The sequence below is a fragment of the Bradyrhizobium liaoningense genome (assembly GCF_018130955.1).
GTDB classification, from domain to species: Bacteria; Pseudomonadota; Alphaproteobacteria; order Rhizobiales; family Xanthobacteraceae; genus Bradyrhizobium; species Bradyrhizobium liaoningense_C.
Window position 1 is genome coordinate 26234 of sequence record NZ_JAFCJM010000062.1, and the last position, 14159, is coordinate 40392.

Here is a 14159-nt window from a genome sequence, read left to right on the forward strand (position 1 = left end):
CCTCAAATGAGCCTATCACAATATAAATTGACGTACAGCATTATGAGAAATAGGGTGCCCGCGGCTCAATTGGCGACCTGCCGCGCTCCTTCGCATCGGCGCACAAGAAGTCGTCGAGCCGCAGGGAGACAAGTTGATGTCGAAGAACATGCTCACCGGCGCGCAGGTCATTGTCGACTATCTGATCCAGGAGAAGGTGCCGCAGGTGTTCGGCCTGTGCGGCCACGGCAACATCCAGTTCATCGACGCGCTGTACGAGCGTTCGTCTGACATCAAGACCATCTCGGTGCATCACGAGAGCGTCGCCGGCTTCATGGCGGACGTCTATTATCGCGTCTCGGGCCGGCCGACCGCGACCTTTACCTCCTGCGGTCCCGGCTCGGCGAACCTGCCGATCTCGCTCGCCAATGCCTATTTGGATTCCGTGCCGTTCATGGCGATCACCGGCAACGTGCCGACCAGCCAGTTCAACCGCGGCGCCTTCCAGGAGATGTACCGGCATTACCAGGCTGACTTCCCCTCGACCGTGCGCTCGATCTGCAAGAAGGTGTTTCAGCCGACGCGCGGCGAGATGGTGCCGCTCGCGGTGCGGCAGGCCTGGAAGACCATGATCACGGGACGGCCCGGGCCGGTCGTGGTCGACGTGCCCTTCGACGTTTTCATGGAGTCGGCCGCGGAGGAAGCCCCGAAGGCGGTCGAGTGGAATGCAAATATTTCCAGCCGCTGCGGTGCCGATCCCGAAGGCGTCGTGAAGGCGGTCGACATGCTGCTTGCGGCCGAGCGGCCCGTGATGCTGGTCGGGCAGGGCGTGCGCTACGGCGGGGCCGCCGACGAGTTGCGGCGGCTCGCCGAGCGGCTGCAGATCCCGGTTGCGGCATCGGCCTCGGGCCTCGGCGCGCTCGACGTCAACCATCCGCTCGCGCTCGGGCTCGTTGCGCGCGCTGGGCACTATCAGGCCAATCACGCGACGCGCCAGGCGGACGTGCTGCTCGCGCTCGGCGTGCGCTTCGACGACCGTACTTCGAGCTCGTGGATTCCCGGCTATTCCTTCACCATTCCGCCGACGAGACTGATCCACGTCGACATCGATCCCGAGGAGATCGGCCGCAACTATCCGGTCGCGCTGGGTCTGATGGCCGATGTCCGCACCTTCCTGCGTCAGGTCCATGCCGAGCTCGATCACCGCGACAGCCTCACGAGAAAGGAAGACGCGCGAAAGAAGTGGCTGGTGCAGATCGATGGCTACCGCAAGGAGTGGGACAAGTTCGTTGCGCCGGGCTTTTCCGACGACACCACGCCGATCAATCCGCAGCGCGCCGCGGCCGAGATCGACAAGGCGCTGCCGGAAGACGCCATCCTCGTCTCCGACATCGGCGTGCACCACAACTGGCTGCTCGGCTTCTGCAAGCCGAAGCGGCCGGATTCGCTGATCGGCTCGATGGGCTTTGGCCCGATGGGCTTTGGCGTCGCCGGCGTGATGGGCGCGAAATTCGCAGCGCCCGATCGCCCCTGCGTGTCGGTGTGCGGCGACGGTGCCTTCTTCATGCACGCCAACGTGCTGGGTACCGCGGTCGAATACAATCTGCCCGTGGTCTGGGTGGTCTGGAACAATTACGCCTATGCGTCGATCCGCGGCCTGCAGCGCGGCTATCTCGGCGGTCGCGAGCTAGCGACCGACTTCAAGCATCCCGAGACGGGCGAGCGCTACAATCCGGATTTCGCGGCGATGGCGCGCTCCTGCGGCGTCGAGGGCGTGCGGGTCGATCGTGCCGCCGACATCGGCGAAGCCATCCGCAAGGGCATTGCCGCCAACAAGCCGCATCTGATCGACGTCGACATTGCCGCCGATGTCAATCCGGCTGGCGCAGGCGTGTGGGAACTGCCGGGCCTCGGCCAGAGCAAGGCCGGGATCGGCACGCGCTTCCAGCCGGGCTGAACTCGTTTCGCCCAATCAACGGATACGAACCCGAGGAATACAAGATGATGCTTGCTGGCAAGAAGGTCGTGGTGGTCGGAGGCTCTTCCGGCATCGGCCTCGCGACGGTCGAACTCGCGAAGGAGCAGGGCGCCGATGTGATCATCGCCTCGCGCAACGCGGCGAAGCTCGACGCCATCGCCGACAAGCTGAATGTGATTGCGATCCCGGCCGACGTCACCAGTGACCAGAGCGTTGCTGATCTTTTTCGCCGCACCGGGCCGGTAGATCACGTCGTCCTGACCGCCGCCCAGCTCAAGACCGGGCCGTTCAAGTCGGTGGCGATGGATGACGTGCGGGCGACGATGGAAGGCAAGTTCTGGGGCGCCTGGCGCGTGGCGCGCGAGGCGGGTATTCGCCCGGGCGGCTCGCTGACGCTGGTCACGGGTTTTCTCAGCGTACGGCCGCGACCGAATTCGGCGATCATCAGTGCCGCCAACGGCGCGCTGGAGTCGCTTGCGCGCGCGCTGGCGCTCGAGCTGGCGCCGGTGCGCGTCAATGCGGTGTCGCCCGGCGTGATCGATACGCCGATCCGCGCGGCGATGCCGGATGCGGCACGGCGCGAGATGCTGGAGAAGACCGCGGCGGCGCTGCCGGTGCGGCGCGTCGGCGCAGGCGAAGATATCGCGCAGCAGATTTTGAGCTTCATGGCCAACGGATTTGCGACCGGATCGATCGCCTATATCGACGGCGGCGCGCTCGTCATCTGACAAGGGCAGAACGGAGGCCCATCATGGCCGAACAAGGCAAGGCTGAGAGCAATGGCGCCTTCATCCGCCGCATCGCCGAAGTGCCCTGGCGCGAATTCCCCAACCATTTTGGCGGGGCGCTGTCGAAACCGCTGGTGATGCCGGAGAACTCGGGCTCGCGGCACATCGACTATCGCATCTCGATGTACCAGCCGATGGCCTATGTCGCGCGCCATCATCACAAGGTGCAGGAGCAGGTCTATCACGTGCTCGAAGGCGAGGGGCTGATGGAGATCGCGGGAAAGAACCATGTCGTGCGCAAGCACGACGTGATCTTCCTGCCGCCCGGCGTCGAGCATGCAATCTCGAACTCTGGGCTGGTCGATCTCGTCTTCCTGGTCGTGACGTCGCCGGTGACGGACGACGAGAAGCCGGTGTGAGGATCGCGTCGCGTTAGCTGGACGAGTGCGCGCGGGACGCGAGGCGCTAGGCTTTTGGAAAATCCTTGCGCATCGCGATCTCGGCGGCATCGCCCGGCGACAACACGCCTTCCTCGAAGGCGGCCTGCGGCTTGGTCATGATGTCGTAGAGCGAGATGCCCTTGATGGGCTTTGCCAGGAGCTCACGAACGCAGTCGGCGAGCGTGCCGTTGTAGACCATATAGGGCGGGCCGCGATCCCTGAGCCGCTCGCCTTTCAGCGACGGCCATTTCTTCAGTTCAGCCGGCGCGTCGTACGCGATCGGCGTGCCTTCCCTAAACATGGTTTTGACCCCGGTGGCTTGATCGACCGTAGTCTAGGGCCGCCGGGGTAAAAGCTTGTTAAAGAATTAGCTCAACTACGCCGCAATGAAGGCCAGCAGGGTGCCATTGGCCTTTGCCGGCGGCACGCAGATCGCGGACCCGCTGCGCACACCGGCTGCACCAAGCGCCCTCTCGGTCGCCGCGAGATCGCCGCTGACGAGCACCAGCGCCGCACCGCCGCGTTCGGGAAGCCCAGAGAGCGACACGCCGGGATAACGCTTGCCGAGTTGGTCAAGTGTCAGGAAGACGAAGTCGGCGCGATCGCCGCCGGAAGGTACCGTGACGGCGCCGTCAGATTCCGCCTTCGCCTCGCGATCGATCAGGCGCGACAGATGCGCAGCGTCCTTCGCGGGTTCGGGCGATGCGATCAGCACCTGCTTCAGCCGTTTGGCGGCGTTGGCATGCGTCATCAGCTCGGGGATCCACACCGTCTCGCGCGTCTTGTGCTGGCAGGCGAAGATGCGCACGCCGCCGGGCGCCTCCGCGACCGGCCACTGGAAGACGCGGAACTTTGCCGCGGAGATGGTGCCATCAGGCAGCGTCACCGGGCGTTCGAAATCGACCGGACCGACCGGCGGAAAACCCTTGGCGCGGATCTCTTCGGCGCCGGCGGTGGAATCGACCGCCGTGAACGCGATGCGCTCGATGCCTTCGCCGCGCTTTTCGAGAAAGGCGCGCGCGGGAGCATTATGTTCTGTCGCAGCCAGCACGCCGAGCAATTCCATATAGTCGGGATCGAACATGATGGTGTAGTTGCCCGATCCCATATGCGCGCTGTGGGTACCGCGCGGCGAGACAGTGAAGCCGAGCCGTTTGTAGTTGTCGGCGGCCTTGTCGAGATCTTTCACCATGACCACGGCGTGGTCGATGCCAATGACGTTCTTGAGTGCCATCTCTTTCCCCGGCATGAATGGATGGATTAAGCTGTGAGATACGACAACGCACCTGCAAGCCGGTGTCAACTGCAGCCGTTGCAGATGCGCCATCTCATGACGACTGGGACAAATGATGATGCAGACTTCACCCGTGAACTGGCCGAATTCGCTGTGGGCGGCCGTGACGCCGCAGGGGCCGGAATTGCCGGAGCTGGTCGGCACAGAGACCGCCGACGTAGTCGTGGTCGGCGGCGGCTTTACGGGCTTGTCGACGGCGCTGCATTTGCGCGAAGCCGGTGTCGATGTCGCGATCGTCGAGGCCGCGGAGCCGGGTTGGGGCGCCTCGGGCCGCAACAACGGCCAGGTGATTCCGACACTGTCGCGGCCGGATCCGGAGGATATCGTTGCCCGGCACGGCGCCGTCGGAGAACGCTTCGTCGGTCTGTTGCGCGACAGCGCTTCGACATTGTTCGACGTTGCGCGGCGCTACAAGATCGAAGCTGAGCAGGAGCAGGCCGGCTGGGTGCAGCCGGTGCATTCGCCGGGCCGGATCAAGATCGCCGAACGGCGGGTGCGGCAATGGTCGAAATTCGGCGCGCCGGTCGAGCTGCTGTCGCGCGACCAGGCCAGGGACATGCTGGGCTCCGACGCCTGGCATGGCGGCTTCTGGAACAGGACGGGCGGCCACATCAATCCGCTCGCACTAGCGCGCGGGCTTGCGCGCGCGGTGCTTGGGCTTGGCGCGCGCATTTATGCGCGCTCGCCTGCCATGAGCTTTGAACGACGCAACGACCGATGGGTGGTGAAGACGGCGAAGGGCGAGATTTCCGGCCGCGCGCTGGTGATGGCCACCAACGCCTATAGCGGCGAGTTTTCCAAATCGCTGGTGCCCGACATTGCGCATGAGGTGATGCCGGTCCTGTCCTGGCAGATGGCGACGCAGCCGCTCTCGGACAACGTCCGCAAGACCATCATTCCCGCGCGGAAGGCGATGTCGGATACCCATGGCGAGCTTTATTTCGCGCGTTACGACGCCCGCAACCGGCTGGTCACCGGAGGTGCCGTGATCGTGCCCGGCAACAAGGCGGAGCGGCTGAAAGCGCGCGTCGCCGAGCGCTTGCAGCGGCTGTGGCCGCAGATCGGCGAGGTCAGCTTCGACTATGTCTGGAACGGCTATGTCGGCATGACCACCGACTACATGCCGCGCTTCCACAAGCTTGGGCCAAATGCCTATGGCTGGACCGGTTGCAATGGGCGGGCCGTGGCGCTGACCATGGCGCTCGGCGGCGAACTGGCCAAGGCCGTGCGAGGCGTGCCGGAGGGCGAGTTGGCACTGCCGTTCACCGAGCCCGTGACGATCCCGGCGCATGGCTTGCTGCGCAAGGTCGCCGTGTTGAAGCTGCTGCTCTACCGCTACCGTGACGCGAGGGAAGTCGCCTAGGACACCGCCGCCTCGTGCTGTGCGGAAAACTCACCGCCGGGCACGGCGGCGATGAGCGCCTGCGTGTAGGGATGCTGGGGGCTGCCGAACACGTCGGCGACCAGTCCGTGCTCGACGATCTCGCCTTCCTTCATCACCGCGACGAGGTCGCAGACCTGGGCTGCGACGCGCAGATCGTGGGTGATGAAGACGATGGAGAGCCCGAGCCGCTCGCGCAGCTCACCGAGCAGTTTTAGCACCTGCGCCTGCACGGAAACATCGAGCGCCGAGACCGGCTCGTCCGCGACCAGCACGTCCGGCTTCAAGGCGAGCGCTCGCGCGAGCCCGATGCGCTGGCGCTGGCCGCCGGAGAATTCATGCGGAAAGCGGTCGCCGGCGGAGGGATCGAGCCCGACCAGCTCGAACAGTTTTTTGGCCTCCGCAATCGCCGTGGCGCGTGGGGTGCCGTGCACGATCGGGCCCTGCGCGACCAGCTCGGCCGCCTTGCGCCGCGGATTGAGCGAAGCAAACGGATCCTGAAACACCATCTGGATGTGCTGGGTCTCGCGGCGGACCTCGTCGCGCGGCATTTTCGCCCAGTTCTTGCCGTCGATCAGGATCGCGCCGGTATCGGGATCGATCAGCCGCACGATGCAGCGCGCCAGTGTCGACTTGCCCGAGCCGGATTCGCCGACGATGCCGAGCGTGGCGCCCTTCGGCAGGTGGAGCGAGGCGTCTTTCACCGCCGCCGTAACGCGCGGGCCGCGGCCGAGAAAGCCGCCGGTGCGGTAGGTTTTCGAGACGTTGGCGATGGTGAGAATGCTGTCCGAGGACAACGGCCGCGGCGGTGGCGCCTTCAACGGCGGCACGGCGGCAATGAGCTGCCTGGTGTAGGGATGGGTCGGGTGATTCAACACCGCCTCGGCAGTCCCCTGTTCGACGATCTTGCCGTGCTGCATCACCACGACACGATCGGCAATCTCGGCGACGACACCGAAATCATGGGTGATGAACAGCACCGCCGTCTTCTTGCGCTGTTGCAGGTCGCGGATCAGCTTCAGGATCTGCGCCTGGGTCGTGACGTCGAGCGCCGTGGTCGGCTCGTCCGCGATCAGGAGCTTTGGATCGAGCGCGAGCGCCATGGCGATCATGGCGCGCTGGCGCTGGCCGCCTGACAATTCGTGCGGATAGGCTTTTGCCGCCGTTTTGGGATCGAGGATGCGGACATCAGCCAGCAAGGCCAGAACGCGGGCGTTGATGTCAGCCCTGGACAATCTTGTGTGAACCGAGAACATCTCGGCCACCTGGTCGCCGATGGTGCGCAGCGGATTGAGCGCAGTCATCGGTTCCTGGAAGATCATGGCGATGCCGGCGCCGCGCACCTCGCGCATCTCCGCCGGTGTGACGGCACAGAGATCGTGGCCGTCAAACATCATCCGACCGGTCTCGATCTTGACCTCGTTCGGCAGCAGCTGCATGACGGCGTTGGCCATCATCGACTTGCCGGAGCCGGATTCACCGACGACGCAAAGAATCTCGTTGGAGGCAATCGAGAGCGAGACATCATTCAGGGCATGCGTGCGGTCGGCGCCCTTGGGCAGGCGCACGCCGAGGCCTTCCAGCGACAGGATCGGGGCGTCGCTCATCGGCTCTTCAGCCTCGGATTGAGCGCATCGTTGAGGCCCTGGCCGACCAGCGACACCGCGAGCACGGTGACGAGGATGGCGATGCCGGGGATGGCCGAGACGTACCATTGCACCCGCAACACGTCGCGCCCGAGGCCGATGAGATTGCCCCAGGAGGCGACGTTGGGATCGGATAGCCGCAGGAAGGCGAGCGCGCTCTCAAGCAGGATCGAGAGCGCCATTACCACGCTGGCATAGACGATGACGGGCGGGAGCGCGTTAGGCAGGATCTCGCCGAGGATGAGCTGGAGGTCTCTCATGCCGAGGGTGCGGCCGGCCTGCACGAATTCGCGGTTGCGCAGCGACAGGAACTCGGCGCGGGTCAACCGCGCCGGCGCGGGCCAGGACACCACGCCGATGGCGATCGTCACCGTGGTCAGCGTCGAGCCGAACACGGCGACGAGCACGAGCAGCAGCACGAAGTTCGGCAGAGTCTGGAAGGCTTCCGTGATCCGCATCAGGATGTTGTCGACCCAGCCGCCATAATAGCCGGCGAAGGCGCCGATCAGCGTGCCGATGGCAATCGCGATCGCAGTGGCGACGCCGCCGATCAGCAGCGAGATGCGTGAGCCGTAGAAGATCTGGGCGGCGATATCGCGGCCTGAATTGTCGGTGCCGAGCGGAAAGCGCGGGTTGGTGAATGGCCAGACCAGCGGCCGGCCGGCGAGCGCCAGCGGATCGCGCGGATAGAGGATGCCGGCGCTGATCGCCATCGCGATCACGACCAGCAGCAGCACGAGCCCGATCACGGCGGCGGGGCTGCGAAAATAGCGCTTTGCTGCGTCCATCTCAGCCCTCCGCCGAAATGCGCGGGTCGAGCCGCGCGTAGAGGAGGTCGACCACGAAATTCACTGTGATCACGAGCAGGGCCGAGACGAAGACGATGCCGAGCAGCGTGTTGAGGTCGCGCTGGATCACGGATTCATAGGCGAGCCGTCCGAGGCCGGGCAGGGAGAACACGCTCTCCACCACGACCGAGCCGCCGAGCATGGTGCCGGCCTGCAGGCCGATCAGCGTGACCATCGGCAGCAGCGCGTTGCGCAGCACGTGGCCCATCACGACGCGGGTCTCGTCGAGCCCTTTTGCGCGGGCGGTGCGGACATAGTCGAGGTTGAGCACCTCCAGCATCGAGGCGCGCATGATGCGCAGGTAGATTGCGAGGAAGATCAGGCCCAGCGTCAGCGTCGGCAGGATGAGGTGCCGCGCGATGTCGAGCACGCGCCAAAACCCGCTCTGCACCTGGCCGATATCCTCAAAGCCGCCGGCGGGCAGCCATTGCAAATAGATCGAGAACACCACGATCGCCATCAGGCCGAACCAGAACGACGGTGTCGCGTAGAAGATCAGGCCCAGCGTCGAGATCAGCGTATCCGGCCATTTGTTGACGGCGCGCGAGGCGATCACGCCGAACACGAGGCCGAAGAAGAAGGCAAAGGAGAGCGAGGCCGTCATCAAGAGAATGGTCGGCGGTAGCCGCTCGAGAATCACGGTCGCGACCGGCTTGCCGTAGATCGAGGAGAAGCCGAGATCGAGCTGCACCAGGCGCCAGAGATAGTTGGCGAGTTGCGCGGGAAGCGACAAATCGAGCCCGTAGAATTTTCGCAAGTCCCGGGCGGTTGCGGCATCGCCGCCGCCCATCTGGGCCATGAGTGCGTCCACGGTGTCTCCCGGCGCGAATTGCAGCAGCAGGAAGACGCCGATCAGGATCAAAAACAGGGTTGGGATCGAGGCGGCGAGCCGCCGCCCCGCAAGGCTCAGGATGCGCATGGCATCATCTTGACGAAAAACGCGTCACGCGGAAAGCCAAAGATCGTGCCAGCTCGACGAGCCCCAGCGCGGGGTGTTGGAGTGGTTGCGGGCCTTGGCCGAGATGACGGTGACAAAAATCTGCTCGATCGGCATCCAGACCGGCAGCTCGGTGTTCACCTCCTTGACGAACTCGGCATAGAGCGCCTTGCGCTTGGCCGCATCGAGCTCGGTGAGGGCGTTGTCGATGGTGGTGTCGACCTGCTTGTCCTCCCAGCCCCACTGGTTGGTCCAGGGCGCGCCCTTGGGCTGGCCGGAGCGATACCACACCGTGGTCGAGACCGCGGGATCGTTGCGGTACTGGTGCCAGCCGGTGGCGAGATCGAAGGCGTGCTCGTCATAGACCTGCTTGAGGAAGCCACCGCCATCATTGCGGACGATTTCCACCGTGATGCCGACGTCCTTCAGCGACTGCTGGATGAAGGTCGACCACAGCGAGATGTCCTCGCCCCACGGCGCGGGCAGCAGCTTGAGCGAGAAGCGCGCGCCGCCGGCGCCGGCCTTGAAGCCGGCCTCGTCCAGCAGGGCCGCTGCCTTGGCCTTGTCGTAGGGATATTGCGGCGTGTCCGTGCCGGGATAGAAGTCCGTCGAGGTGGACGGGATCGGGCCAGTGCCGAGTTTGGCGAAATCGCCCAAAAAATTCTCGATGAAGAAGGGCACGTTGATCGCGTGCGCGATCGCGCGGCGCACGCGGATGTCGGACAATTCCTTGCGGCGGAAGTTGAACTCGATGGTGTTGGTGCGCGCGTTGCCCTCGTTGCCCTTGGTGGTGGCGATGAAGCGCTTGTCCTTGCCGAGCCGCGCCATGTCGGAGATGGTCAGGCTCGAGAACGGGCAATACTGCAACTCGCCGGCCTCGAGCTGTGCCGCGGCTGCCGAACGGTCGGTGATCACCTTCCAGACGATGCGGTCGAGATAGGGCGCGTTCGAACGCCAGTAATCCGGGTTGCGGTCGGCGATGATGTACTGGCCACGCTCGTATTTGACGAACTTGAACGGACCGGTGCCGACGGGGGCAAGGTTGGTCGGGTTCTGCCTGATGTCGCCGCTCTCGTAGAGATGCTTTGCCGAGATGTAGCCGAGGTCGGGCAGCGCCCGCAGCAGCAGGTTGAGCGGCATCGGCCGCTCGTAGCGGAACACCGCAGTCTGCGGATCGGGCGTATCGACGGCGGTGAGGAAGAGCTGCAGCGTCGAGCCGTAGTTCAAGATCTTCTTCCACATGTTCATCGCGGTGAACTCGACATCCGCTGATGTGAAAGGTTTTCCGTCGTGCCAGGTGACGCCCTTGCGCAGCTTGAAGGTGATGGTCTTGCCGTCGGCTGAGGACTCCCAGCTCTCGGCGAGCACGCCGACCGGCTTGCCGTCGGCGTCGAGGTCGACCAGGCTCTCCTGGATCTTGCCGCTGATGATGTAGACGCCGGTGGAAGCCTGGATGCTCGGGTTGAGCTGGCGCTGCTCGGCGCCGTAATGGACGTTGAACACGCCGCCCTTCTTCGGGGCCTCCTGCGCAAACGCCCGCATCGGGTTGATGACGTTGGCGGCAATCGCGGCCGACGTCAGCAGGGCCGTGCGGCGGTTGATTTCCAGGCGAGTCAAATCCATTCGACTTCTCCGATTGACTTTCTTGGGCCGGGCTATGCGGCCGAACGGTTCCCTATCTACGCCGGACGGGCGCTCAAGTCATTTTGAAATCTACGAGATTTGCGCAAAATCCTTCCGCAAAATGGCGCAGACTCGCGTTGTGGCTCGTGGCCTCAACGATCGCCCTGCGCGATGTAGGCGGCCAGCATCGCGCGCTCCTCGCCGGTCATCTCGGTGATGTTGCCCGGCGGCATCGCGCTGGACCATGCGGCGACGCGTCCGATCAACCTGATGTTGCGTTGGATATGCTCGGTGCTGTCGAGCACGATGCCTTTCGGCGCGGTGACGATGCCGGCCCAGACGGGCTCGGCCGCATGGCACATGCTGCAGCGGGACATCACGATCTCCTCGACATTGGCGAGTGTCGACGGCGCCGCAACCGCTGACGTCTTCACCTCGCGCGGGCCGGCGGCGGACAGGAAGCCGATCGCGATCATGCCGGCGGCCGCGACGCCCCACACCCACCAGGGCGATTTTCGTCCCGCGTGGCGCTCATTGAAGAAGTGCCGGATCACCGGTCCGAGCGCCAAAATGATCGCGACGATGATCCAGTTGAAACGCGTGGCGTAGAGCAGGGGATAATGGTTGCTGATCATCAGCACGACGACGGGCAGCGTCAGATAGTTGTTGTGGACCGACCGCTCCTTGCTGGTCTTGCCGAGCTTCGGGTCGGGCGCCTGTCCCGCGATCAGGCTAGCTACGATCTTCTTCTGGTTCGGGATGATCAGGCCGAACACGTTGGCAACCATGATGGTGCCGATGATCGCTCCGATCTGGTTGAACGCGCCGCGTCCGCTCAGCACATGGGTGAAGGCGTAGGTCAGTGCGACCAGGAACAGGTAGCCGCCGATGGTAAAGCCGAGCTCGCGCTGCGCAAGCCCGGTGCGGCAGGCGACCTCATAGAGCAGCCAGGCAAGCGCGAGGCTGCAGAAGCTGAACAGCCCGGCCTGTACAGGCGTGAGATCGAGGATGGACTTGTCGACCAAAAACAAATCGGCCTCGAGATAATAGACCACGACCATCAGCGCGAAGCCGGACAGCCAGGTGGTGTAGGCCTCCCATTTGAACCAGGTCAGCTCCTCCGGCATCTGGGCGGGGGCCACCAGATACTTCATGATGTGGTAGAAGCCGCCGCCATGGACCTGCCAGGCCTCGCCTTGCACGCCGTCGGGCAGGGCCTTGTTCGGCTTCAGGCTGAGGTCGAGGGCTATGAAATAGAAGGAGCTGCCGATCCAGGCGATCGCGGCCACCACATGCAGCCAGCGCAGGATCAGGCTCGCCCATTCCGATACGATGGATCCCCACATGATGACCCCGTCAGTCGCAGCTCCCGATGCCGCAGCTTTGATGACCGCCGTCCGCGGTCGCGCCCTTACAATGTGTCGCACCGATCACGAGGATTTTCCAGCAGGATGAGGCTAGGTGATGCACATCCTGCGGGCATAGGCTGACGTTCGATTCGGCATCGCGCGCGATCGCCGAATGATTGGACCTGACGGACGTTGGTCGAACAAGGGCAGGCCGGGAGGAGACCGTGACGAAGCATTTTGGATTGTTGGCGGTGATGCTGCTGGCAACGGCCGGCCCGTATGCATCGGCGGAGCCGGTGTCGCAGGGCAAGGACGCCTTCGGCGACTGGCAATCCGACAAGCCTGGCACCATCAGGCTGATCCGCCCGCACGACCTGCCAAGCCCAGGAGCGACAAAATCGGTTGCCAGCTTCTCACGTGTGGTGGCGCGGCCGCCGGGCGCATCTCTGCAGGTACCGCCGGGCTTCAAGATCGAGCTCTTCGCGGAAGGCCTGTCAGGCCCCCGCATCGTGCGCGTCGCGCCGAACGGCGACATCTTTGTTGCGGAAACGCGGGCCGGCAAGATTCGCGTGCTTCGCGCCGGCGAGGGCGGCGCGAAGGTCGCAACGAACGAGATCTATGCCAGCGGCCTGAGACAGCCATTCGGCATCGCCTTCTTTCCGAACGGCGACGATCCGAAATGGGTCTATGTCGCCAACACCGACAGCGTCGTCCGCTTCCCCTATCAGGCCGGCGACCTCAAGGCGCGCGGCAAGGCGGAGACGATCGTGGCGAGCCTGCCACATGACGGCGGCCATTCCACCCGCGACATCGTCTTCACGCCTGACAACAAGCGCATGCTCGTGTCGGTCGGGTCGCTCAGCAACGTCGCTGAAGGTATGGGCACTCCACCCGGCGGACTGGACACCTGGTCGCGCGCGCAACCGCTTGGCGCTGCATGGGCGAGCGAAACCGAGCGCGCGACGGTGCTCGCCTTCAATCCGGATGGCAAGGAGCGGAAGATCTATGCCACCGGCATCCGCAACTGTGTCGGTCTCGCTGTCGAGCCGCAGAGCGGTCTGCCCTGGTGCTCCACCAACGAGCGCGACGGCCTCGGCGACGATCTCGTGCCCGACTTCGTCACCAGCGTCCGCGAAGGCGCGTTCTACGGCTGGCCCTGGTACTATATCGGCGGCAACGAGGATCCGCGCCACGCCGGCGCGCGGCCGGATCTGAAGGACAAGGTCACTATTCCCGACGTGCTGATCCAGTCGCACTCCGCCTCGCTGGGCATGACCTTCTATCAGGGCACCAACTTTCCGGCCGAATATCGCGGCGACGCTTTTGCCGCCGAGCACGGCTCCTGGAATAGATCCAAGCGCACCGGCTATAAGATCATCCGTATCAGGATGAAGGACGGCAAGCCGACCGGCGAATACGAGGACTTTGTCACGGGTTTCGTCGTCAACGACACCGAGGTCTGGGGACGCCCCGTCGGTGTCGCCGTGGCAAAGGACGGCGCGCTGCTGATCTCGGAAGACGGCAACGGCACGATCTGGCGGGTGTCGCGGTAGGGGCGCGGTCGAAAAAGGGCTCGCGCCGGTCATTTATTAACTGACGAGAAACCATAGAAAACGATCGGAAAATTGCAACGAAACAATGCGGCCTCCTGCGCGTCGATTTGCCGGAGGCCGCGCTATGACAGAGCAGCAATTGAGAGAGCAGGAAGTCCGCATCGCACGCTACCGGCTTCTCGAGCGGGAGGTGACCGATCCACTGGCGGCGTGTCTGCTGCACGGCATCGTCAAGGAGCTCGAAGCTGATCTGCAACGGGATCGCGCCGCCGATCGGGGGCGCTGCGAGGTGGCGTGATGGCTGGTGGTGCCGCGATGAAAGTGCACCCTCTCCCCTTGTGGGCTAGGGGATTCCCGGATTTTGTTCTTGGGTGGCAAGAGCATAGCCCTCGAGCGTGGCGGC

Annotated in this window: 13 protein-coding genes; 6 read left to right on the top strand and 7 right to left on the bottom strand. The window is 64.5% G+C overall.

The features are described 5' to 3' along the window. Positions 1 to 136 precede the first annotated feature (136 nt). The 3 genes from JQ632_RS32110 to JQ632_RS32120 are packed head-to-tail and all read left to right on the top strand — an operon-like array spanning position 137 to position 3104. A complete protein-coding gene (locus tag JQ632_RS32110) occupies positions 137 to 1936 on the top strand; it encodes a thiamine pyrophosphate-binding protein (protein WP_212406661.1) in 1800 nt (599 codons plus the stop codon). Positions 1937 to 1980: 44 nt separating this feature from the next. Beyond that, positions 1981 to 2685, top strand: a complete 705-nt coding sequence (locus JQ632_RS32115) for an SDR family oxidoreductase (protein ID WP_212406662.1) — start codon at positions 1981 to 1983, stop codon at positions 2683 to 2685. Positions 2686 to 2708: 23 nt separating this feature from the next. Further along, positions 2709 to 3104 carry a cupin domain-containing protein gene (locus tag JQ632_RS32120; protein ID WP_212406663.1) on the top strand — a complete coding sequence of 132 codons (396 nt, stop codon included), beginning with the start codon at positions 2709 to 2711 and terminating at the stop codon, positions 3102 to 3104. Positions 3105 to 3150: 46 nt separating this feature from the next. Here JQ632_RS32120 and JQ632_RS32125 read toward each other — a convergent pair whose 3' ends face one another. Further along, the gene (locus tag JQ632_RS32125) at positions 3151 to 3426 is read right to left on the bottom strand and encodes a hypothetical protein (RefSeq protein WP_212406664.1); all 276 of its coding nucleotides are present in this window, start codon (positions 3424 to 3426) and stop codon (positions 3151 to 3153) included. A gap of 75 nt (positions 3427 to 3501) precedes the next feature. After that, entirely contained in the window at positions 3502 to 4359 is an 858-nt protein-coding gene (locus tag JQ632_RS32130; protein WP_212406665.1) for a VOC family protein, read from the bottom strand. Positions 4360 to 4477: 118 nt separating this feature from the next. Here JQ632_RS32130 and JQ632_RS32135 point away from each other — a divergent pair, with 118 nt between their 5' ends. Further along, positions 4478 to 5782 carry an FAD-binding oxidoreductase gene (locus tag JQ632_RS32135; protein ID WP_212406666.1) on the top strand — a complete coding sequence of 435 codons (1305 nt, stop codon included), beginning with the start codon at positions 4478 to 4480 and terminating at the stop codon, positions 5780 to 5782. On the opposite strand, the gene JQ632_RS32140 is transcribed toward JQ632_RS32135, so the two are convergent. The 5 genes from JQ632_RS32140 to JQ632_RS32160 form a co-directional block, all read right to left on the bottom strand. Beyond that, positions 5779 to 7407, bottom strand: a complete 1629-nt coding sequence (locus JQ632_RS32140; RefSeq protein ID WP_212406667.1) for an ABC transporter ATP-binding protein — start codon at positions 7405 to 7407, stop codon at positions 5779 to 5781. The genes JQ632_RS32135 and JQ632_RS32140 overlap by 4 nt on opposite strands. Continuing rightward, the gene (locus tag JQ632_RS32145) at positions 7404 to 8234 is read right to left on the bottom strand and encodes an ABC transporter permease (RefSeq protein ID WP_212406668.1); all 831 of its coding nucleotides are present in this window, start codon (positions 8232 to 8234) and stop codon (positions 7404 to 7406) included. The genes JQ632_RS32140 and JQ632_RS32145 overlap by 4 nt, the downstream gene beginning before the upstream one ends. 1 nt (position 8235) lies before the next feature. Further along, a complete protein-coding gene (locus JQ632_RS32150) occupies positions 8236 to 9213 on the bottom strand; it encodes an ABC transporter permease (RefSeq protein WP_212406669.1) in 978 nt (325 codons plus the stop codon). A gap of 24 nt (positions 9214 to 9237) precedes the next feature. Further along, complete coding sequence (locus JQ632_RS32155; protein ID WP_212406670.1) at positions 9238 to 10854, bottom strand: ABC transporter substrate-binding protein; 1617 nt, start codon at positions 10852 to 10854, stop codon at positions 9238 to 9240. Between the two features lie 152 nt (positions 10855 to 11006). Beyond that, a complete protein-coding gene (locus JQ632_RS32160; RefSeq protein WP_212406671.1) occupies positions 11007 to 12200 on the bottom strand; it encodes a urate hydroxylase PuuD in 1194 nt (397 codons plus the stop codon). A gap of 257 nt (positions 12201 to 12457) precedes the next feature. Between JQ632_RS32160 and JQ632_RS32165 the strand changes: the two genes are divergently transcribed. Both JQ632_RS32165 and JQ632_RS32170 read left to right on the top strand, forming a co-directional pair. Continuing rightward, entirely contained in the window at positions 12458 to 13756 is a 1299-nt protein-coding gene (locus tag JQ632_RS32165; RefSeq protein WP_212406674.1) for a sorbosone dehydrogenase family protein, read from the top strand. A 124-nt stretch (positions 13757 to 13880) separates the two neighbouring features. Then, a complete protein-coding gene (locus tag JQ632_RS32170) occupies positions 13881 to 14054 on the top strand; it encodes a hypothetical protein (protein WP_212406672.1) in 174 nt (57 codons plus the stop codon). Positions 14055 to 14159 lie beyond the last annotated feature (105 nt).